Genomic DNA, 19,574 nt, shown 5'->3' on the forward strand with positions numbered 1-19,574 from the left:
TCCGTTGGCGCCGGCCTTGGGCGGGGGGCCGGCTGCTGCGGCTTCACCGGCACTGCCGGGCACCGTCTGTGTGTCCCATGACAATTGCGCCGGAGGGGGCCGGAACATGGTTCCGGCCCCCTCCGGGCGCTTGTACGGGCACTGCCGGGTCGTGAGGTGTCTCAGGTTCCGGCCTTGCGGCCGTAGACAAAGACGTCGTCGCCGTTACGGAGCAGGCTCCAGTACTTGGCGGCGTCGCTCTTGGTCATGTTCACGCACCCGTGCGAGCCGGGCGGTGCCCAGACGCTGATGCCCACGGAGTGGAAGGCCTGGCCGCCGTCGAAGAACTGGCTGTACGGCATCGGCACGTCGTAGAGGGTGGACACGTGGTCGATGTCGCGCCAGTAGATCTTCTTCAGGCCGGTCCGCGTCTCGTGTCCATCGCGGCCGGTACGCACCGCGACCGGTCCGTACACCAGCTTCTCGCCGTCCTGGATCCAGCTGAGCTGGAGTGTCAGGTCGACACAGGCGACGCGGCCCTTGTTTGTGGGGCACTTGCGGGACTTGTTCGGGTTCTTCCCGACGGCTTTCTGCTTGTTCATGAGATCCATGACGCCCCAGGTGATGGGTCCCGCCAGTCCGGCGTTCGGGCTGATCGAGTGCTTCGTCTGGAATGCCTGGATCGCCTTGCAGTCGGCGGCCGACTGCTTTCCGTCCACCGGGCGGCCGAGGAACTTCTCGACCTGCTCCTGGTACGCCCCGGTCTGCGTTGTGCACGAGGCCGCCTGAGCGGTCGTGCTTCCCATGGCCAGAGTGAGCGGGGCCACCAGCGCGGTGATCCCGAGTGCGACGACTCCTCGTCGGCGTATGTCCCCCACGGCTGTCGACTCCTTATGCGGGCGTGTTGCGAGTTCCGCCTGGTAGACGGCAGAGGGGACCTCGTAGTTGCACGGGGAAAGAAGACGGTTCCGTAACAGCTGCCCAGGCGGGCGACCTGGTGGGCCGGGGGCTCCGAGGCCGCGATGGGCGGCGCTACGAGGTGGGGAGTGCCGCTACGACAATGCCCAGCTCGCCGACGATCACCATGACGGGCGAGTCATCGCCCAGCAGCAGCCCGATGGGCGCTCGGCCTACGGGGACACGACCGGGCCGGGGGTCTGTGACGCGAACCGGACTGGTGGCACGATAGGCGCACAGACCGTACCGGCGGTCGGTACACGTTTTTTGGGGCACCTATGAACATCTGGCTCCCATTCCGACTCTTCGCCGCAACAGCCGTGACCGGCCTGATGCTCACCGCCTGCGGGAGTTCTGGCGGACCCCCGGACGCGTCGGGATCGCCTTCCGCCGCACCGGGGACGTCCTCGCCGTCGCCGTCGCCCACCACGCCCGTTCCCTCGGCCCCGTCGGCGACCACGTCGCCAGACACGCAAGCGCCGACCACGCCCGCACCCGGCGGCAGCGCGCCGGCGCTCGGCTCCGGACGCCTCCAGCCGATCTGGCCGTTCGCCACGCTCGCCGAGGCCCAGGCGTGGCAGCGTGACTATCACTCCGGGGGACACCAGCCCTGGCATCTCGACCCGGACCGGACCGCACTGTCCTTCACCCAGGGCTACCTCGGCTTCCGGGACATCGGCCGAATCTCCGCGCACACCGTCAAGGGTTCGGACGCCCGCATCGGCGTCGCACTGCGCGGGTCCGAGGGCGGCACCGCGGCGATTGTCCACCTCGTGCGGTACGGCACCGGCCCGGACGCCCCGTGGGAGGTCGTGGGTACCGACGACACGACGTTCTCCCTGACCATGCCCGGATACGGGGCGCTCGTGCGTTCCCCGGTGCTGATCGGCGGGCGGATCACCGGCGTGGACGAGAACATCCGCGTGCAGGTACGCCAGCCGTCGTCCGCGGCGCCGTTGGGCACCTCGTGCTGCACCTCGGCCGGCGGCAACGGCCAGCCCTGGAAACAGTCGGTGACCTTCTCCGGCGCCCGCGACCCGGTGCTCACGGTGGTCGCCTCCACCGGCGGGCACATCGCCGAGGTCGAACGCTTCACAGTCACGGCGGTGCGCACCGGCTGACCCGGCTCACTTGATGCTCCTGCGCGTCGTCGCCCGCGAGCCCGACAGCGACATCCAGTTCCGTGTCGACGAGTTGCAACGGATGGGGCCACCAGGACCCGCATCCGGGTACCTACGGCTACATGACGGGCAGTTACCACCTCAAGACCGGGCCGTACGCGACATGCTCCGACGTGGCACAGGCTCAATCAGGAGCAAAGGTCTGGTACCACTGCTACGTCGTCAACTCCCACGGCCACACCTGGACGTTCATGCGGATCGCCGGCACCAACACATCGGGCTGGATGTCCAACGACAACCTCACCAAACAGAACGGCCCCGCTTTCCGTTGTTGAGCGCCGACCGGACCCCTGCGGCAAGCTCGCCCCAGGGACTTTCGCTGGGGCTGCGCTGGTCGTCCCGAGCTGCGGCTGCATGGGGGGCAGGGCAGACGACCCCGGTGTGTTTCTGCCGGGATCGCCTGCCCTGCTCGCCGGCCACTTGGGGTCAGGAGTGGTCTGCGTTCGAGGAGCCCGGTTGCGGAGCGGGAGGGCAGTCCACCTGGGTGACAGGGGTGTTGTGGATGCCGTCCTTGGCGCTCTGGTGTCCGTTGTACTCGTAGTAGAGGTACGAGTAGAACGAGATGCTGCCGTTGCAGCCGGAGTCGGGGGCGATCTGGAACGTGAGAGTGACGGTGCGGCTGGCACCCGGGGCGAGGGGGAGGGCGTAGTTCACTCCGAGCCCGGTCGTGCCAGTGCCGGTACACGTGGCGCCCTCGGAGGCGCACGAAGTGAACGAGTACTTCAGATCGCTGCGTTGTGATGTGGCCCAGGTCGGCTGAATCGACTGATAGACGAACGCGACGTCGGTGGCCTGGTTGTTGGTGAGCGTCATCGTCAGGTTCACGGTGGAGCCCGGGGCCGCGACTGGCTGATCGACGGTGAAGGTCAGGTCGGGTGTGTCGGCAGCGGCCGGCTGGGCCAGTCCGAGGAGGGCGACGGCGACGGCGAGGACCGCGGCGAGGGCGATCCGTCTCAGGTGTGTGAGGCGCATGGCGAGGGAGGCTAGGAGACCGCGCGGCGCCCCGTCTGCACCCACTGGGCCCCGTCGGCCGCCCTCCCGGCCGGAACCCTCCGCTCTCCGGGGGCTGCCGTCATTGCCTCCGGCATGGGCGTACACCCCGTGCAACGGGCTGCGGGCGGTCCGTAAGCGCCATCAGGCCGAGGTTCCGAGGGCAGACCGGCAATGGCTCATTCCGCACCGGGAGAGGAGGGGCGCGGGAGTCGGCGAGGGAAGGGCGACGGGCCACGGTCGCGGCGACTCGGGCAGCGAACGGATCAGCAATGCGTACTGACTGAGGGCGTTGGCCGATGCCTGCAACTCGTATCGGTGGACGCCTCATGCCCTGACGAGCTCGACCTCATCAGGCCGGCGGGCGCAGCCTCGCCTTCGGCCACGCCCCGCTGGTCGGCGATGCGCTTCCGCAGAAAGGAAGCCCGTGTCACAGGCGGATGTGGTCCAGGCGGGCGTGTTCTACGACCTGGAGGTGGACACGACGCACGCCGAGTCGATGGAGTGCGCGCGGGCCCTCGCTGGCCGTGTCACGTGATGGACAGCGAAGGGGGATCGCGACACAGCTCCACCAATGCGGCAACGTCCTCCGTCGCACCAGGGGTGAAGAACGAGAGAGAGGGCGGCCGGTGTCGCGCCGCCCGCAGTATGACGGCGACGTCCTCAGCTGACGACAACCATGCCCGGTCCATGCCGCCTCGCGAGCGACCCATTATCGCTGCGTACGGACATGCAGAGCCTGGATGAACCAGTCGAACACCGGCGCCAGGCTTTCCGGGGCCGGCCAGCCGTTGATCACTGCGAGCAGCTGAAAGTACCGCTCCCTGCGAGGGTCGTTCACGCTCTCCAGCCAGGTCAACAGCCGGGGCCGAAGCTCGACGTCGTCGGGGCGGCCGAGTACGTGCGCGTACTGAGCCGTGACCACTGCGACGACCGGATCCGCCTGGGGCGAGGCCGGGTCGATGCCGGCTACCAGGGCTGGGCCGACCTGGTCACGGATGCTTGCGGCAGGGTCGCGGTGCAGTCCCGGGGTGTCGGCCTGGGCGCGCTCGGCCGCATGATGCTCAGCCATGCGCCGCACGTCGGCGCGAAAATCAGGGTCCTGGGACAGTTCGGCCAACTCCACCCACGCTTCGACCTGCTCGGCCTCGGGGTTGTCGGGCAGTTCGGGGGTCATCGAGCGCATGATCCCCACGAATTCTGGATGGGCGTCCAGACCGCCGAAGGCGGTATCGAGGAATTCGCCGATCAGAAGTCGGCGTTCGTCCTCGGAGAGCTTGGCCAGCTTGTGCATGAGATCCATCTCCTCAGGGGTGGACCCGCGCTTGGCCACCGCCGTCAGCACCGCGCGCCGCAGGCGCAGGATCCGGATCTGCACTTCCAGTGCTTCGGCGTGCGCTGCGGCGACCTCGGGAAGCGGGAGCTCCCGGTCCACGACCTTCCGGATCGTGGGAAGGTCCAGTCCCAGGTCGCGCAGGGTCCGCACGAGGTCCAGTCGTGCGACGGCGTCGATGTCGTAGAGGCGGTAGCCGGCCGGGCTGCGGTCAGTCGGCGGCACGATCCCGCAGTCGGAGTAGAACCGAACGGTCTTGACCGTGAGACCCGTCCGCCGGGCCAGATCGCCGATCGAGTAGAGCGTGTCGTTGTCCATGCCCCCACCTTCGCGTCTCCCCCTACTGGAGACTCCAGCCCATTCGCCTGCCAGTGGGAGCACGCCAGGATCGACCGCGTCGACGTGGCGTCCGCGCTGGGGCCAGGGGTCGGCAGCGGCTCGATCCGCTCCCACAGTTCATTGACACGGTCCACGGCGACGCCCCATAGGCTTCGCGAACTACGATCAGCAGGCACACGCCGAAGCCGCAGACTTGATCAATCGACGGCTCGCGCTCGAGAACCGGTACGAGTTCCTGTACGGCGGCGAGAACTATCAAGTCGTCCTGCATCCGCACCGTTGAACAATCTACCGAAGACGCGGCGCCATACCTGGCTCCCACTTCTGCTGGTACCGGCTCGCCAAGGCCCCGGCGGTGAAGGCGACTGAGGATGCGTGGGACGTGCCCACGCGCCAGTCGATCTCCTTCACCGCCTGGTACCAGATGATGCCGATGATGTCGCGGTGGCGCGGCAGAGCACGGAACATGCCGGTGATCCACTCTGCTTTCCGCCCGGCGGCGTCCGTGGCGCCGAGTTCGGTGATGACGAGCGGCTTGCGGGTGAAGCGGCGCAGTTCGGTCCTCGTCGGAGTGAAGAGCTGGTCGAACGACTGGTAGTTCTCCTTGCCCACGGTGCCGTAGTAGCCGGACAGACCCACCCAGTCCACGTATGCGTCTCCCGGGTAGAGCCGGGTAAGCGGTGTGGAGTTCGTGTAGCTGACGTTGGGGCTCCACACCCACACGGCATTACGTGCTCCCACCGCGTCAAAGATCTTGTGCACATGACGCCACGCTCGGACGTACTCCCCACGGCGGTTGCTGTTGGACTGCTCGCACCAGGGGTACCAGTAGCCGTTCATCTCGTGAGCGAAGCGGATGGCCACCGGGTAGCTGAGCGACTTGATGCCCAGCGCCCATGACCGTATGTACGAATCGAAGGAGCCGTGGATGATCCTCGACAGCCGGTACTCGGGCTGCTCTCCACGCAGCGTGGGTTCGTCGGCCTCGGCTCTGTGGTCCCATGGCTCCCAGGCGACCATGGGCAGCATGCCCCGCTTGGCCACACGGTTGATGGCCTCAGCGTCGAAGTGATCGGTCTCCCAGTCGGCCGAGAACTCGTACACCTGCGGGCGGTGCCGGGTCTGCCGGGCGAAATCGGCCGCCTCTGTGAAGTCGTGGGCGCCCGCGGAGGTGAAGACGCCGATGAACGCGTTTCCCGCGGCGGGGAAGAAGACCGTGGGCCTCTGCGGGGCGGGGTGGTGCGGCGCGCGATCGTCGTCCGGCAGCACGGTCGTCGGTGGCAGCACTGCGTCGGCGCGCGCGGCTGCCTCGCGCCGTTCGCGGTCCGCCAGATCCGGCGCCACCTGGAAGGTGTACCAGGACAGTAGGGCGGCACACAGTAGCGCGAGCACCCGTGGGGTAGTGACCCTCACCGGTCGGCCCTCGCGGTGCGCAAGCGTGTGGAGACACCTTGGGCCAGGGCGAGCAGCGGCGGGGCAGAGCCGGCCGCAAGGGCCAGCAGCGTCCAGATCCGCATGCCGGTGTAGTCATGGTCGTGGAGGAAACTGACGGTCAGCAGACCCCCGGCCAGCAGGGCCCACATCAGGTGCAGCCGGAAGGTGCGCAGCGACTCCGAACTGCGCAGCTCGCCCTTGGCGGTGACCACATACGCCAGCGGTCGGCGCAGCAGGGCGCTCGCCGCGGCTGCGATGTAGACAGGCCCGGCGAAGAGCGACAGGAGGATCCCCGCCATACCGATCTCCCGCCTCTCATGCTCGGCGAGGTTGAATCGGCGCAGCCAGAGCCACAGGGCGAATGAGCCGCCCATGCCCGCCGACCACAGCAGGAACCAGGGCAGTCCCGGCAGTTGAATGGACGAGACTCCGAGCAGCATGTACAGGGCGGTGGCGAGGGTGCCGAGCGTCAGGCTCATGGCGACGCTCGGGTAGTAGAACTGAACCAGGTCGTACAGCAGCCGCTGGCGGGGCCGGAGCCGGATGCCCTGCCTCAGCCGCGGGTTGAGTTTGATCTCCCAGATGCCATAGGCCCAGCGCCTCTGCTGATTGAAGTAGTCGGTCCAGGTGGTCGGGCCCTCGCCCACGGCGACGACATCGGGGGTGTAGACCCCTTTCCAGCCGTTTCCGGTGGCGGGATTGAGCGTGCCGTGGACCCTCATGCTCGTCAGATGGTCCTCGATGATGGAGTCCTGGTAGCCGCCGATCTGCTGCCATGTGGCGACCCGGTAGAGGTGATTGGTGCCGATCAGCAAGGGGGCGTCCAGACCGTTGCCGCCCCGCTCGACGATGCTGCTGAACAGGTACTGCTGCACCGAGGCGCCGTGGGCGACCCAGTTGTCGTAGGCGTTGCCGTACACCTGGGGGGCGACCACGAACGCGGTGTCCGGGTCGTGGAAGTAGCCCAGGGTCCTCTCCAGGAAGCAGGGCAGCGGCACATGGTCCGGGTCCATCTGGGCGACCACGTCGTACTCGTTCTCGTGCTCGGCGCGCCAGGCGTTGTGGTTTCCCGACTTGGTACGCGCATGGAACGGGCCGGACGGCATGTTGTACTCCGGCCGGTCCTTGCGGCTGAAGTGGTGGACCCCTAGGCGCGCGGCCATCTGCCGTACGGTCGGATCGTTTCCCTCGTCCAGGATCCAGACGTCCACGGTGCAGTCCCAGCGCGCCACCTCCAGCATGGCCCGCAGCGTCCGCTGAACGACGGCAATCGGCTCCTTGGACGGCACGATGGTGGTCAGCATGGCGATCCGCAGTCCGCGCGGCGGCACCATGGGGATGGGGTCCTTCGCCCGGAAGGCGAACACCCAGATCGCCACCGCCTGCACGATTTTGATCGTCTCGACCGCGATGACCAAGCAGAACCCGAGCCGGGCCAGGAACAGCCAGCCGTTACCGACGCCGGTCACCCCGGGCCCGGGCACATGCTGGGGCAGCAGCAGCCAGCCGATGAATACGATATCGGCCAGGGCGGTGGCGGCGGTCAGAACTGTGAGCGACACCCGATGGCCCGGTCGTAGCACCGAGCGGAACTCCACTTCTCGGCCCGGGTTGGCCAGCGGGCCGCAGGTCCGGGCAGCACGGGCGTAGCCAGCGACGGCTGAAGCGTTGCGGCGATTCCTCCTCTCGGCGCGCCGATCCAGCCGCGATGAATATCTTGACATGTCCCCCCTTGGTAACAAACAACGTTACTCAGACATGAAAAAGCCATTACCTGCAGTGAGTAGGACTGCTTGCGTCTGCTGCCCGGTTCCCGGTTGGTTCAGATACGAACGGCGTACAGGGTGCTGTCGTCGCTGCCGAAATACACCGTGTCCTGCGTGACTGTCGGCGAGTGCACCGCAGCGGAGGCGGAGTAGGCCCAAAGCTGCTTTCCTGTGGCAGCGTTCACCGCGTAGAGCTTGGTGTCATCGCTCCCCACGTACACGACCGCTCCAGCTGTGGCCGGCGTATGGACGTCCCCTGTGGCCGTGAACTCCCATCTGGACTTGCCGGTACCGGCGTCCAGCGCGTGCATCGTCTTGCCGCCTCCCACGTACACCACTCCCTTGGCAATGGCCGGGTTGGACCCGACGGAGGCACCCGAGAATTGCCAGACTTGCTTTCCTGTGTCTGCGTCGACCGCGTAGAAGTTTCCGTCGGTGCTGCCGAAGTAGACGAGACCGCCCGCTACGGACGGGATGCCGGACACTGCCCCGCGTGTGGTGAAGGCCCACCGCTTCTCGCCCGTGTTCGCGTTCACCGCGTAGAGGCTGGTGTCGCTGCTGCCCACGTACACCGTTTCGCCGGACACGGCGGGGGAGTGGGTATCGTTGCCGGCGGCGAAGTCCCACCGACGCTTTCCGCTGGCCGTGTCCACGGCGTAGAGCCGATGGTCCGCGCTGCCGACGTACGCGACGCCCCCTGTCACGACCGGGGTATGGACGATGCCTCCCGTGGTGAACCGCCAGCGGACCTTCCCCGAAAGCGCGTCGAAGGCGTACAGGATGCGGTCGTCGCTGCCGAGGTACACGCTGCCGCCCAGCACGGTGGGTGCGGAGCCGATGGCTGCGGCGGTCGTGTACTTCCACCGTCGCAGCCCGTCGGCGGTGGTCAGCGCGTACAGCGTGCCGTCGTTGCTCGCCGCGTAGATCAGATCCCCGGCCACGCTGGGGTAGGACAGGACCGTGCCGGTGGTGGTGAATCGCCAGCGCAGCGATCCGGCGGCGGCCGACTTGCCGTCCCGCGTCATCGCCCAGGTGGCGGCTGCCAGCCCGCCGGCTCCCAGGGTGCCGGCTGCGGCGTACAGCAGTCGGCGACGGCTGACCGGACGCTCTTGCAGGGGCTCCGGCAGACTCTGCGGCTGCTCTGGGGCGGGGGCGGGGGCGGGGGCTGGGACGGGGGTGTGCCGCGCCGTAGTCGAGGTGGGCACGTCCGGGAAAGCGGGCGTCCCCGCCGCGTCTTCGCCCCGCCAGGCCTTCGGCAGCCAGCCCGCGTCGAGCAGTTCCACCGGTGACCGGCCGCCGGTCAGAGCGGGCATCAGAGCCGAAAGTGCCGGGCGGTCGGCGGGCTCCTTCGCAAGGCACCAGCTGATCAGCGAGCGCAACTGGGCCGGTATCGCTTGGAGATTGGGCTCCTCGTGCACTACGCGAAACAACAGTGCCGGCACAGACGCCTCACCGAAGGGGCCGGCGCCCATCGCGGCATAGGCCAGAACCGAGCCGAGCGAGAACACGTCGGTCGAGGGCTCGATCGGGAGTCCCTGGATCTGCTCGGGCGACATATAGCCCGGAGATCCGATCGTGGTGCCGGTGAGGGTCAGTCCGCTGTGCTCGGCGAGCCGGGAGATCCCGAAGTCGATCACACGTGGCCCGTCCTGGGCCAGGAGCACATTGGCGGGCTTGAGATCCCGGTGGATCAGAGCCGCACCATGAATTGCCGTCAGCGCTTCCACCAGCGCCGCGCCGAGCGCCCGCACGGACCGCTCCGGCAGGGGGCCGCTCTTCTGCACCGCTTGCTGCAGTGAGGGGCCGGGAATGTACGCGGTCGCCAGCCACGGTTGGCGCCCTTCGGGGTCAGCATCGACCACCCCGGCTGTGAAGAACCCGCTCACGGCTCGGGAGGCGATCATCTCGCGGGCGAAGCGCTGCCGGAAGGCGGGCTCCTGTACGTACTCCGGACGGATGACCTTGATCGCGACCTGCCGGCCGCTCGGCGAGTACCCGAGGTAGACCCGGCCCATGCCGCCACTGCCCAACTGGGCGGCCAGCCGGTACGGCCCCACGACGGCGGGGTCGTCAGGCCCCAATGGTTCCAAGGTGCCCCCCGGGTCACATCCTGGACAAACAACCATTTCGCTTGCCGCGGAAGTGTATCGGATACTCATTGAAATCAGATATCGAAGTCGGTCATCTCCATAAGTAGGATGAGATGAACGCATGTTGTGTTCGGGCTGTTGGGTATGAGCCTGCGCGACGGCACTGATGCAGAGCATCACCGTGGGCCGGTTGTGGCGATCCTGCGTGGATGGTCGATGCGAGCCGAGCGCCGTCGGACGGGTGAGCGCACGGGCGGGCCGTACCTGCCAACATGACCTGGGATGTAGTCAGTTCCCCGAAGGCGTCGGCGGGACCAGTACGTCTTGACGCGGCCAAACAGGAGCCGGCCATCGTTGGATACGGTTGTCGCGGATACGGGGGGACGTTCATGAGCTGCTGCCGGCCCTGCTCTCACCGCTGCTGGTCCGGTCGCTCTTCGGTCTTCAGCTCTTCGACGACGCGGATGTGGCCGCGCCTCCGGTCGTGATCTACGCCTTCTCGCTCGGCGGCCCGCTGTCGGTGTCCGCGCTGTCGCTCTGGGAAGTGCGGCGGCTGCGCACCCGGTATGGAATGACGCTCCGGTCGGCGCTGGGCCGGTAGTTCGGTCAGAGCTCCGGCCGACTCGGCGAGCCGGGCACTGGCGACGTCCCGGGCCGCATGAGTGCCGGACACCACAGCCGGATCGTGGATGCCGCCGCCCGAAGCTAGAGCGAGACTTCCTGGCCCATTCCGCGCTCACGTGCGGCGGCCAGGACCAGGGCCGCCGCGGCGGCGTCCTGCACGGCCACGCCGACCGACTTGTAGAGGGTGATCTGCTCGTCGCCGGTTCGCCCGGTGGCTGTTCCGGCGACCAGCTCGCCCAGCTCGGCCCGCACATGCCCGGCGCTGATCAGGCCGCGTTCGATCGGCTCGGCGAGATCACGGTTGGGAGGCACCGCCGACAGTGCGGCCGAGCGCGACTCCACGAACAGCAGCGCGTCGACGACGGTCTGATCGTCGATCTCCCGGCCTTGGGGGTTGTAGCCGACCGAAGTGATGTGTGTGCCCGGTTTGATCCAGCCACGGCGGACGACCGGCTCTTGTGCGTACGTAGCCGCGCAGACGACATCGGCATCATCGAGTGCTTCCTCGTACGATCCGACGGCCCGAACCGCCACCCCGGCAGTAGCCGGGTCGTCCGAGACTGCCTCTGCCAGCGCCGACGCCTTGGCCCGGTCGCGGCCGGCGATGCGGAGCTCGCGGATCGGTCGTACCCGGACCGCAGCCAGCGCGTGAGCGCGCGCCTGCGGGCCGGTCCCGAGGACCGCCAGTACGGAAGCGTCCTCGCGGGCCAGCAGTCGGGCGGACAGAGCCGAACAGGCGCCGGTGCGGGCCGCTGTGAGCCAGGTCGCGTCCATGAGCGCCGCCGGTACGCCGGTGTCCGGGTCGAAGACGGCCACCACGCCCTGGCGTACGGGGACAGGCCCGCCCGCGTTTCCCGGGAACACTGACACCAGCTTGCTGATCAGCGCCCGAGTCGAGGGAACGTAGGCGGGCATGTCCACCAGCATCGTCGCCGCGAGCCCAGGAACCGGCGCCGCGGTCCGCGCGGGGACCACGGCGTCCCCGGCGCTCAGGTCGGCCATCGCCCCTGCGAGCGCGTCGATCAGCGCATCGCAGTCCAGCAGCGCCGCAACGTCCTCTTGACCAAGAATCAGCATGTCCCGGCACACCACCGTGGCTTATCGGACCCGGCATTGGGGATCGACCGCGTGCCCGTCGGCGACGCCGGGTCCGGGGACTGGCAGAGACTCGGCGTCATTTCGAGGCCAGGGTACGGGAGTTGGGGGCGAGCACAGTGTGCCGCGTGTCTGCATCCGGCAGGGTGTTTCATCGCCTACCTTCAGAAAATCAAGGCTAATTGCGGAAATTCACCTGATCGACGCGTATGTATCGCTGTTTCTCACCCTGGGTGCCGGCCGCGCAGTAACTTGCCTATTCCTTGCCCGGATTGAGTGGGGATGCCCGTGGCCGGAGAGAGCCTCCCGCAGCACCAGTACAGCCGCACAGAGGCCACTCGCCTGCTGTGTGCCGGGGTCTACCTGGACATGTCCTTCCGTCGCCGCGTCGTGGGTGAATTGGTCGGACACCCGGAGCGGCCCGTGGCACCGCCGCTGGGCGTGGACGTCCTGCCTGTGCTGGCACACGCCCTGCGCGTCATGCGCCAGGAAACGACGACGGCGCTGCTGTTGCTCGCCGTGTGGAGCGGATTCCTGATCACCGACGTGGTGATGTTCTGGGATGCCCTGGGGGACCAGTGGGGCGCAGGTTCCGATGTGCAGTTCCATGACGTGCTGACGGCCTTCTATTCCGGGGACGAGGCCCTGAAGCTCACCGGAGGGCTGCCGCTGCCCTGGTCCCAGCTGTACGCCATGGTCGCGGTGGCGCTGTGGTTCGCCGGCTCGGTGTCCGGGCGGGGGACTGACGGCCTCTCTACCGGGCGGAGTGGTCAGGTGGCCCAGGCCGTGCAGGGGGCAGGACGGCTGGTGGGCGTTGGTGCATGGCTGTTCGCCGCGTTCTACTGGTACTGGTTCGTGGCCGGGGCGCTCGACGGCACAGTGCAGACCCCTTACCCGTTGATCTTCCCGCTGCTGATCGCCCTGGTGGTCTGGTGGCACCAGCTGGAGCACAGGCGCGCGCTTGCCACCTGGCTGTCCAGGTGGACTTTCCAGGACGCTGTACAGCCAGCGTTGTCGGCAGGACCGCTGTACGAGGACCTGCAGGACAACATCCGCCGGGAGCAGGCCGCCTCGCTCACCCTCTACGACGTGGACAGCCCGTTCGTGGGTGCCGGGACCCCGCGCAGTCCCTGGTCCTTCGCGCTGGAGCTGAAGAGGGAAACGGAACCGAAGCGAACCGAGAACGGCGTACCTCATCAGTGGGGGCAGCCGCTCACGGCCCGGGGCGCCCTGGACATGATCAAGCCCGGGCTGCAGAAACTGCGCGAATCCGCGGCCATGTCCGGCAAGGACCGGCTGCGCGAGCTGGAGATCGAGGAATTCGTGTATCTGCCGGGCGGAGTGGAACGGGACGAGGCACTGCTGCTCGGCTCGGGCGCCGGAGCTCAGGACGAGAGTCGGCCGGACCGGCAGGGCGCGAGCGTGTACGAGCCCGGGCAGGTGGAGCGGCACCGCAGGGAGTCGGTGGACGAGGGCGGTGAAGGACGCCGGGTCTTTCTGCGCATCAGGGTGGGCGCCTGGCACGAGCAGGTGGTCGTCACCGTGTTGGTCCGGGTCCACACCCAGGGCGGCATGCTCGTGTTGGAGGTAGCGCCCTACGTACTCGGGCCGGTCCGCGCGGAGTTCAAGAAGGTCGACACACTCATGGCGGACCTGCCGGAGGAGTGGTGGCGCGGTGCCGTACGCGCCCTGCGGGACGGGCCGGCGACGGGGCTCGCCGTGGGACTCGGGGCGGCGGTGAGCTTCGGCTCGGAGATCCGGACGGAGGTGGCCAACCGCGACCCGGCTCCCGACGTGCCGCGCGTCTCGCTGCGTCAAGTGGCCAGTACGCAGCAGTTGTCGCCGTTCCAGGAGATGGATGTCGCCCGGTACATCAAGACGATTCAGGATCGGATCGTGAACGGGATGCGGGACGCGCTCAAGAACCACGGTTACCGCACGGACCGTTTCGAACAGCACGTCTACCAGGTCAGCGGCGGAAGTGTCTTCATCGGTGAGATGTCGGGCGGCGCGGTGGCCACCGGCACTCACGGCAGGGCGTCGCACGCGGACAGGACACCGCACTCGGATTCGGCGCCGGACACGGAGGGGAGCAGGGCATGAGCAGCACGGAGCGGGACACCCCGTCCGAGCCCGCGGGGCAGGCAGGGGAGACCGGTGGAGGGAGTGTGAGCATCCACGCCATGAGCGGAGGCTCCGTCTCGACGGGTTCACACGGTGTGGCGACGTCCGTCAACACCACCGCGCGGGGGCCCGGACCGGAGCACGACGAACTGCTCGATGCCATCCGGGCACTGCGTCGCGCACTGCCCCGGGAGGACCGCAGCGCCGAGGACACAGTGCTCGACGGTGAACTGGCCGAGGCAGAGGCCGAGATCGTCCGGGACGGCACTGCCGACCGCAGCAGTCTGACGAGGCTGCTGGTGGGCGTGCGCGGATGGCTCGGCACCAACGCGGCCGCGGCGGGAGCGGTCGCCTCGGCCACGGCTGTCGTTCAAGGCATCGCGCAACTCCTGGTGTGACGGGCGGAGGACCAATGCGGGTATTCGACGCCGACCGGCAGGAGTGGGCCGGCGACGAGCGGGAAACACGGTTCAACGGCGATCAGCAGATGCAGGCCGTCGAACAAGGACAGATGTTGCGCCGGGCTGCCGTGGTGCTCGCTGTGGTCGGGCTCTGCTTCCTCATATGGGCGCTCGGCTGGAAGGGCGAGCCGCAGCCGGTGAAGGAACCTGCGGCCGCGCAGCCAACGGCCACCGAGTCGTGGGACGGCGACAGTGAATCGTCTGCCGAGCCGTCAGCCGAATCGCCCGCGGCGACCTCGGCCGCCACGCCCCCGCGGGGGTACGAAGTCGTGCAGGACTCCGAGGGCTTCCGGTCCGCTGTGCCCTTGGGCTGGGAGCGCACCAGCCGCCCGTCGCAGTACGGCATGGCCGTGGTCGAATACCGCAGCTCCGACGGATCCCGGCGGCTCCAGGTGTTCGCGGTGATGGAGACATCGCCGTACGCCTCGCTCCAGGCGGCACAGCTCGAGAGCCGGAAACTCAACGGCTACGAGGTCATCACTTTGGAGGAAAGCTCGGGGGCCGCGCGAAAGGCCGCCACGCACGAGTACCGCGCCGACGAAGTCGCCGGGGAGTCGCAGAGCTTCACCCGGCATGTCATCGACCACCGCTTCGAAGCGGAGGACGGGCAGCGGTACGCCATAGTGGCCTACGGACCCGACGCCGACGGTTCCGACGACGAGCAGGAGCTGCTGGACACGGCCCTCGGGTGGTTCTGCCCTCCCGGTAAACAGTGTGCGGCGCCGACCGGCTGACGGGCGGGGCCACGGAACCGTGCACGTGGCCCACGGCTGCCGACACTCCCCGACTTGGGCCGCCGCGTGACCGCGTCGCAGAGGGCTACGGGTGACGCCCCTCGGGCGGAGTATGAAAGCGCGGCCCCGGACTCCGTGCACGGGGGATGACACGGAGGCCGGGGCTCGCTGTACTCAACCTAGCGTTCAAGGCGAACCAGAACGTGCCTGTGGCGTGAATCGGCCAATCCGGAGCCGTGGCGTCAGGACGGTTCCAGGGTGCCGCCGGTGGCTCCGGCGGCACCCTGTGACGAGAGGAGGGTTGCTCCCTCAGATGTCGCTTTCCTGATGCCTCAGGAGTCGGCTCCGCCGAGCGCGCCCGTGTCGATGCCGGGTGTTGTCCTGGCAAGGCGGGCCTTGCCGGCCGGAGCGGGGAGCGTCCAGTTGTCGGCGAGCTGCTTGAGACCAGGAGTCTCGATCGACGTGAACTTGCCTCCGTCGGCCGCCGTGGTGTAGCCACCGTTCGGCGAGCACATCAGGGGCCGATACTTCTTCGGGGTCAGTACGCACTCGAAGTCGGCGACCTTGCCGTCACCGTTGAGGTCCTTGTTCGGGTGGTCCAGGCCGACCAGGTGCCCGATCTCGTGGTTGACGGCGTTCTTGGTTATGGCCGCGTTGATTGCCTTGTTGCTGCTGAACCAGTCGGGCCTCGACCAGTACTCCGTGTCGATCCACGACCACCCGCCCCACACGCTGTGGTCACCGGTGTTGAAGCAGTGCCACGCGCGGGACATGCCTTTCCTGCCGTCGAACGGCCGGTACTTGGTGCCCAGCGTCAGGACATGGCGCGGCTGTGCCGCGCACCCCTCAGGGGAGGCCTTGAGAGTCGTCGAGACGGTGAACTTGATGCCGGTCACCGAAGTGAGCTGGGCGGCAGCCTGTTTGGCGGCCGGGCCGAGCTTGGTCCGGGCGTCGGCGCTGGCGAACTGGATCGTGTAGCCGGTGCCGTCCCCCGACAGGGAGTGGATGTTGGGCAGTGCCTTCCATCCGTTGCCCGAGTACACCTGAGTGCCGGCTGCGTCGGCAGAGGCGGCGGGAAGGAGTAGCGCGAAGGCTGTGCCAGCGGCTATGGCGAAGAGCTTGCGCCCCAGGCCGGTGTGTTTCATACGGGTCCCCGAAGTCTTCGTTGTCTCGGATGTCGGCGACTCGTGGGGCGCATACTCACACGCGGCACAATGGCCCGCGGCCCCCCACCGAGTAGCTTCCGCGAGACATTACAGGCCAAGGCTTCACACGGTGTTACTGGCTACCCGGGTGGGGCAGGGCTGCCCTGCGCATCGTCGGCGTCCACGTCCTGATCGCCGTTCGACGGCAACGCCTACGGCCAACGCGGGGCCCACGGCGTCGACTTCGCCACCTGGCGGGCGCAGCTGACTGGCCGATGAGCCTGCCAGCAGCTGTTGTCTGCCGGAGCATCAGGTCTTCGTCCGCCGGCTCGCTGCCGGCTCCGAGGCCGGGCTGATCGCTGGGACCGCGAGCGGATGCGTTGTCTCTGGCAGGTTGTTGCCACCGTGAGGCGCTCCGAAGGGGTCTGACACAGACTCCGGGCATGACCTCAGAAACGATCAGCGCGGCGGCCGCGGGCACCTGGGAACTCGGCGACCTGACAGTCAACCGGATCGGGTTCGGCTCGATGCGCCTGACACAGAACGGTGGGGCGTTCGGGAACGGCATCCCGAGCGATCGTGACCGGGCAATCAGCGTGCTGCGCCGCGCCGTTGAGCTCGGTGTGAACCACATCGACACCGCCGCCTTCTACTTCTCGCCGCTGCGCTCCGCCAATGAGCTGATCAACCGCGCGCTGGCCCCGTACCCGGATGATCTGGTCATCACCACCAAGGTCGGGCCGGGCCGGGATCCTTCGGGTGAGTGGCTGTGGGCCACGCCCGGGCAGTTGCGCGGCCAGGTCGAGGAGAACCTGCGCCAGCTCGGCCGTGACCACCTCGACGTGGTGAACCTGCGCATCCCACGAAGCCTGGCAACCGGCTCGATCGCCGAGCATTTCGGTGCGCTGGCCGGTCTGCGTGACTCCGGGCTGATCCGCCACCTGGGCGTCTCCAACGTCAGGCCCGAACAGCTCGCCGAGGCCCAGACCATCGCTCCGGTGGTTTGCGTGCAGAACTCCTACGGCGTTGGCGCACGGCTCGAGGATCACGAGTTCCTGCGCGCCTGCGGGGAGCAGGGCGTCGCGTTCGTACCGTTCTACGCAATCGCCAGTGCCGGGGGTGACGCGGGTGCGAGCGCCACCGACAGCGAAGAGGTACTCGCCGTCGCACGCGCGCACGGCGCGACGGCCGCGCAGGTCCGGCTGGCGTGGACGCTTCAGCAAGGACCGCACGTGCTGGCCATCCCCGGCACGGGCAATCCGGAGCACGTCGTCGAGAACGTGGCCGCGAGCGCGCTGCGGCTCCCTGCGGAAGAACTGGCCCTCCTCGATTCACTCCACACGGGCGGAGAGTGAGTGAGGCTGACCACGAACTCCACGTCTGCCTGTCGACGTATCTCACACTGCCACTTGGGCGATTCGCGCAGGGTCTGCGCGCGCTGCGCCTGCAGCGTCGTGAGGCAGTGCCCCCTGCGCGGCAACTGGGCCTGGCTTGACCTCTGTTCTTCGAGGGAAGCCGCGCGTAGATTCCAGACGCCGACGTTGTGATCACTGCTGGGGGGGCAGACGTGGACTGGGGGACGCTCGTCGCGGCGGTCAGTGGTGGCTCTCTTGCCATTTCCGGCACCGTTCTGGCTGACTACCTGCGCCATCGCCACGAAGATGACCGGGGGGTCGGGGCACGGCGGCGGGCTGTGTACATCGAGTTCATCGGAGCCGCTGGGGCGTGCCACGCGCGGTTGCGCCAGATCGCGCAAGCCCCTGGTGCCGAAGTCGACCTGGGCCCAGCCACCCGCGCTGCACTGAGCGATGCCGCGATCTATGAAGTACGTGAACGGCTGTTCATCGATGCGACCGCGGTTGTCGCCGGTGCCGGGCAGGTGATGTTCGAGCAGCTCCGTGCTCTTCAACGTGCGGTTGCGGCAGGGGCTTCGCCGGTGTCACCCGCCTTCCACGATGTCTACCACCCCTACATCGGCGCGGTCTGGTCCTATCGGGTCGCCGTGCGCAAGGAGCTTGAAGGCCAGTCCCTCTCGCCCGCGGTTTTCGGGTGGGACGGGTGGGATGGCAAGGACCGGTGCCCGATATGCCAAGGGGCGGTCGCTGCGGGAGAGTGAACAACCTTCTGTCGGGGCGCGCGGTGCTGGTCACCGGCGCGTCGAGCGGCCGGCGGAGCTGGCCACCGCGATCCGGGACGACGCCGGCCCCGGTGCCCGCGGCGGGGGAGCGCCCTGGGGACAGGGCCGGGCCCGGGGCTGAAGGCTCCCGCCGGCTGCGAGGCGGTCGAGGTCATGCGGGAGTCGGCAGGGGGTGTGGCGAGTGCGGGCGGACGCAGTGTCCGCTGGTCAGGTCGTGTGCGCGACGGGCCGGGGAGGCTTCATGGCCCATCGGATCGTCGTGATCAGCGCATGTCCACCCAGTCGTACGCAGGTTTCCTCGATCCCCGGCAGATAGGGCAGCCTCAGCGGCTTGCGGGCCCACTGCGGAAGTGTGGACACCGCGTTGGCGGTGAGGACGGCGTACGGGACTCGGGCGATCCAGGGCAGGGGCGGGTGGAGGAGTATGAAGCGCGCTGCCTCGCGGGCCTCTTGGGTCGCGCGCAGTTCCGGACGGTAGGCAGCGAGCCGGTCGGCCAGCTCGCCCTGGTCGCGTGGAGGGTCGGTCACACCGAGCGCGGCTGCGACGCGTGCGGTGTCGGCGATGTATTCGTCGCACCCAGTGGCATCCAGGGGATGCGCGCCGTAGCGCTGGTGGGCCTGCAGAAAGCTGTCTACCTCGGCGATGTGCACCCAGGCGAGCAGATGCGGGTCGGCGGCGTGGTAAGTCTCCCCGGTGGGGGTGGCCCCTTTCACGCGGTCGTGCACCGCTCGGACGCGGTCGACCGCTTGCTGGGCGTCGTCGGCGGTGCCGTAGGTCGTCACGGCGAGGAATGTGCTGGTGCGCTGCAGCCGCCCCCACGGGTCACCCTGATAGCCGGAGTGAGCTGCCACCGCGGCCATGGCCAGCGGGTGCAAGGACTGCAGCAACAGGGCCCTCAGTCCGCCGATGAACATCGAGGCGTCGCCGTGGACGGTACGGATTGGCCTGTCCGGACCGAACCAGCGAGGTCCCGGTGTGTCATGAATGCGCGCACGATTGTCCCGGCCCGCGGGGCCTGCGACGCGGGTGAAGAGGCTGCTGCCAAGTCGCTCCCGCAGGTCGAAAGCCCCGGGCACTGACACGTTCACCCAACAAGTATCCGCCTGGACACGAGTCGATGGCCGGGCGCCGACGAGTGCGCCTTGAAGATCGCCGACTATTCCTGGTCCAGCCGGCCAGCCCTG

Annotated in this window: 17 protein-coding genes and 1 pseudogene; 9 read left to right on the top strand and 9 right to left on the bottom strand. The window is 68.3% G+C overall.

Going from position 1 to position 19,574, the window contains the following annotated elements; all coding sequences use genetic code 11:
* Positions 1 to 161 precede the first annotated feature (161 nt).
* Positions 162 to 857: a L,D-transpeptidase gene (locus AB0D12_RS23345; RefSeq protein ID WP_362686045.1), complete on the bottom strand. Its 696-nt coding sequence runs from the start codon at positions 855 to 857 to the stop codon at positions 162 to 164.
* 357 nt (positions 858 to 1,214) lie between these two features.
* Between AB0D12_RS23345 and AB0D12_RS23350 the strand changes: the two genes are divergently transcribed.
* Entirely contained in the window at positions 1,215 to 2,057 is an 843-nt protein-coding gene (locus AB0D12_RS23350) for a hypothetical protein (protein ID WP_362686048.1), read from the top strand.
* A 122-nt stretch (positions 2,058 to 2,179) separates the two neighbouring features.
* Entirely contained in the window at positions 2,180 to 2,392 is a 213-nt protein-coding gene (locus AB0D12_RS23355; RefSeq protein WP_362686051.1) for a hypothetical protein, read from the top strand.
* Between the two features lie 151 nt (positions 2,393 to 2,543).
* Here AB0D12_RS23355 and AB0D12_RS23360 read toward each other — a convergent pair whose 3' ends face one another.
* Entirely contained in the window at positions 2,544 to 3,089 is a 546-nt protein-coding gene (locus AB0D12_RS23360) for a hypothetical protein (RefSeq protein ID WP_362686054.1), read from the bottom strand.
* 448 nt (positions 3,090 to 3,537) lie between these two features.
* Between AB0D12_RS23360 and AB0D12_RS23365 the strand changes: the two are divergent.
* Positions 3,538 to 3,645, top strand: a pseudogene (locus tag AB0D12_RS23365) (chloramphenicol phosphotransferase); the annotation flags it as partial.
* Between the two features lie 174 nt (positions 3,646 to 3,819).
* On the opposite strand, the gene AB0D12_RS23370 reads toward AB0D12_RS23365, so the two are convergent.
* The 4 genes from AB0D12_RS23370 to AB0D12_RS23385 all read right to left on the bottom strand — a co-directional run bounded on the left by AB0D12_RS23370 (position 3,820) and on the right by AB0D12_RS23385 (position 10,060).
* A complete protein-coding gene (locus AB0D12_RS23370) occupies positions 3,820 to 4,758 on the bottom strand; it encodes a MerR family transcriptional regulator (protein ID WP_362686056.1) in 939 nt (312 codons plus the stop codon).
* A 309-nt stretch (positions 4,759 to 5,067) separates the two neighbouring features.
* On the bottom strand, positions 5,068 to 6,171 hold the full coding sequence (locus tag AB0D12_RS23375; RefSeq protein ID WP_362686059.1) for a glycosyl hydrolase: 1,104 nt from the start codon (positions 6,169 to 6,171) through the stop codon (positions 5,068 to 5,070).
* A gap of 17 nt (positions 6,172 to 6,188) precedes the next feature.
* Positions 6,189 to 7,775, bottom strand: a complete 1,587-nt coding sequence (locus AB0D12_RS23380; protein WP_362686062.1) for a glycosyltransferase family 2 protein — start codon at positions 7,773 to 7,775, stop codon at positions 6,189 to 6,191.
* A gap of 260 nt (positions 7,776 to 8,035) precedes the next feature.
* Positions 8,036 to 10,060: a serine/threonine-protein kinase gene (locus AB0D12_RS23385; RefSeq protein ID WP_362686065.1), complete on the bottom strand. Its 2,025-nt coding sequence runs from the start codon at positions 10,058 to 10,060 to the stop codon at positions 8,036 to 8,038.
* Positions 10,061 to 10,433: 373 nt separating this feature from the next.
* Between AB0D12_RS23385 and AB0D12_RS23390 the strand changes: the two genes are divergently transcribed.
* On the top strand, positions 10,434 to 10,670 hold the full coding sequence (locus AB0D12_RS23390; protein WP_362686068.1) for a hypothetical protein: 237 nt from the start codon (positions 10,434 to 10,436) through the stop codon (positions 10,668 to 10,670).
* Between the two features lie 104 nt (positions 10,671 to 10,774).
* Here AB0D12_RS23390 and AB0D12_RS23395 read toward each other — a convergent pair whose 3' ends face one another.
* The gene (locus tag AB0D12_RS23395; protein ID WP_362686071.1) at positions 10,775 to 11,770 is read right to left on the bottom strand and encodes an ornithine cyclodeaminase family protein; all 996 of its coding nucleotides are present in this window, start codon (positions 11,768 to 11,770) and stop codon (positions 10,775 to 10,777) included.
* Positions 11,771 to 12,076: 306 nt separating this feature from the next.
* On the opposite strand from AB0D12_RS23395, the gene AB0D12_RS23400 reads away from it, so the two are divergent.
* Genes AB0D12_RS23400 through AB0D12_RS23410 form a run of 3 tightly spaced genes read left to right on the top strand, consistent with a single transcriptional unit; the run spans position 12,077 to position 15,107 of the window.
* The gene (locus AB0D12_RS23400; protein ID WP_362686074.1) at positions 12,077 to 13,891 is read left to right on the top strand and encodes a hypothetical protein; all 1,815 of its coding nucleotides are present in this window, start codon (positions 12,077 to 12,079) and stop codon (positions 13,889 to 13,891) included.
* Positions 13,888 to 14,310 carry a hypothetical protein gene (locus tag AB0D12_RS23405; protein ID WP_362686077.1) on the top strand — a complete coding sequence of 141 codons (423 nt, stop codon included), beginning with the start codon at positions 13,888 to 13,890 and terminating at the stop codon, positions 14,308 to 14,310. Before AB0D12_RS23400 ends, AB0D12_RS23405 begins: the two co-directional genes overlap by 4 nt.
* Positions 14,311 to 14,324: 14 nt before the next feature.
* Positions 14,325 to 15,107: a hypothetical protein gene (locus tag AB0D12_RS23410; RefSeq protein ID WP_362686080.1), complete on the top strand. Its 783-nt coding sequence runs from the start codon at positions 14,325 to 14,327 to the stop codon at positions 15,105 to 15,107.
* 332 nt (positions 15,108 to 15,439) lie between these two features.
* Here the strand turns inward: AB0D12_RS23410 and AB0D12_RS23415 are convergent, their stop codons facing one another.
* Positions 15,440 to 16,252 carry a hypothetical protein gene (locus tag AB0D12_RS23415; protein ID WP_362686083.1) on the bottom strand — a complete coding sequence of 271 codons (813 nt, stop codon included), beginning with the start codon at positions 16,250 to 16,252 and terminating at the stop codon, positions 15,440 to 15,442.
* Between the two features lie 443 nt (positions 16,253 to 16,695).
* On the opposite strand from AB0D12_RS23415, the gene AB0D12_RS23420 reads away from it, so the two are divergent.
* The gene (locus tag AB0D12_RS23420; RefSeq protein WP_362686086.1) at positions 16,696 to 17,607 is read left to right on the top strand and encodes an oxidoreductase; all 912 of its coding nucleotides are present in this window, start codon (positions 16,696 to 16,698) and stop codon (positions 17,605 to 17,607) included.
* Positions 17,608 to 17,819: 212 nt separating this feature from the next.
* Positions 17,820 to 18,368 (top strand): CchlQ, encoded by a 549-nt coding sequence (locus AB0D12_RS23425; protein WP_362686089.1) that lies wholly within the window; start codon positions 17,820 to 17,822, stop codon positions 18,366 to 18,368.
* A 228-nt stretch (positions 18,369 to 18,596) separates the two neighbouring features.
* Here the strand turns inward: AB0D12_RS23425 and AB0D12_RS23430 are convergent, their stop codons facing one another.
* Positions 18,597 to 19,478 (bottom strand): oxygenase MpaB family protein, encoded by an 882-nt coding sequence (locus tag AB0D12_RS23430; RefSeq protein WP_362686092.1) that lies wholly within the window; start codon positions 19,476 to 19,478, stop codon positions 18,597 to 18,599.
* Positions 19,479 to 19,574 lie beyond the last annotated feature (96 nt).

This window comes from Streptomyces sp. NPDC048479 (assembly GCF_040651435.1).
In the GTDB taxonomy this organism is placed as follows: domain Bacteria; phylum Actinomycetota; class Actinomycetes; order Streptomycetales; family Streptomycetaceae; genus Streptomyces.

What these genes read in the sequence shown, in the direction of transcription:
- AB0D12_RS23405 (WP_362686077.1), top strand. Translation starts at nt 13,888, where the DNA reads ATGAGCAGCACGGAGCGGGACACCCCGTCCGAGCCCGCGGGGCAGGCA.
- AB0D12_RS23370 (WP_362686056.1), bottom strand. Translation starts at nt 4,758, where the DNA reads ATGGACAACGACACGCTCTACTCGATCGGCGATCTGGCCCGGCGGACG.
- AB0D12_RS23350 (WP_362686048.1), top strand. Translation starts at nt 1,215, where the DNA reads ATGAACATCTGGCTCCCATTCCGACTCTTCGCCGCAACAGCCGTGACC.
- AB0D12_RS23355 (WP_362686051.1), top strand. Translation starts at nt 2,180, where the DNA reads ATGACGGGCAGTTACCACCTCAAGACCGGGCCGTACGCGACATGCTCC.
- AB0D12_RS23420 (WP_362686086.1), top strand. Translation starts at nt 16,696, where the DNA reads ATGACCTCAGAAACGATCAGCGCGGCGGCCGCGGGCACCTGGGAACTC.
- AB0D12_RS23415 (WP_362686083.1), bottom strand. Translation starts at nt 16,252, where the DNA reads ATGAAACACACCGGCCTGGGGCGCAAGCTCTTCGCCATAGCCGCTGGC.
- AB0D12_RS23410 (WP_362686080.1), top strand. Translation starts at nt 14,325, where the DNA reads ATGCGGGTATTCGACGCCGACCGGCAGGAGTGGGCCGGCGACGAGCGG.
- AB0D12_RS23360 (WP_362686054.1), bottom strand. Translation starts at nt 3,089, where the DNA reads ATGCGCCTCACACACCTGAGACGGATCGCCCTCGCCGCGGTCCTCGCC.
- AB0D12_RS23395 (WP_362686071.1), bottom strand. Translation starts at nt 11,770, where the DNA reads ATGCTGATTCTTGGTCAAGAGGACGTTGCGGCGCTGCTGGACTGCGAT.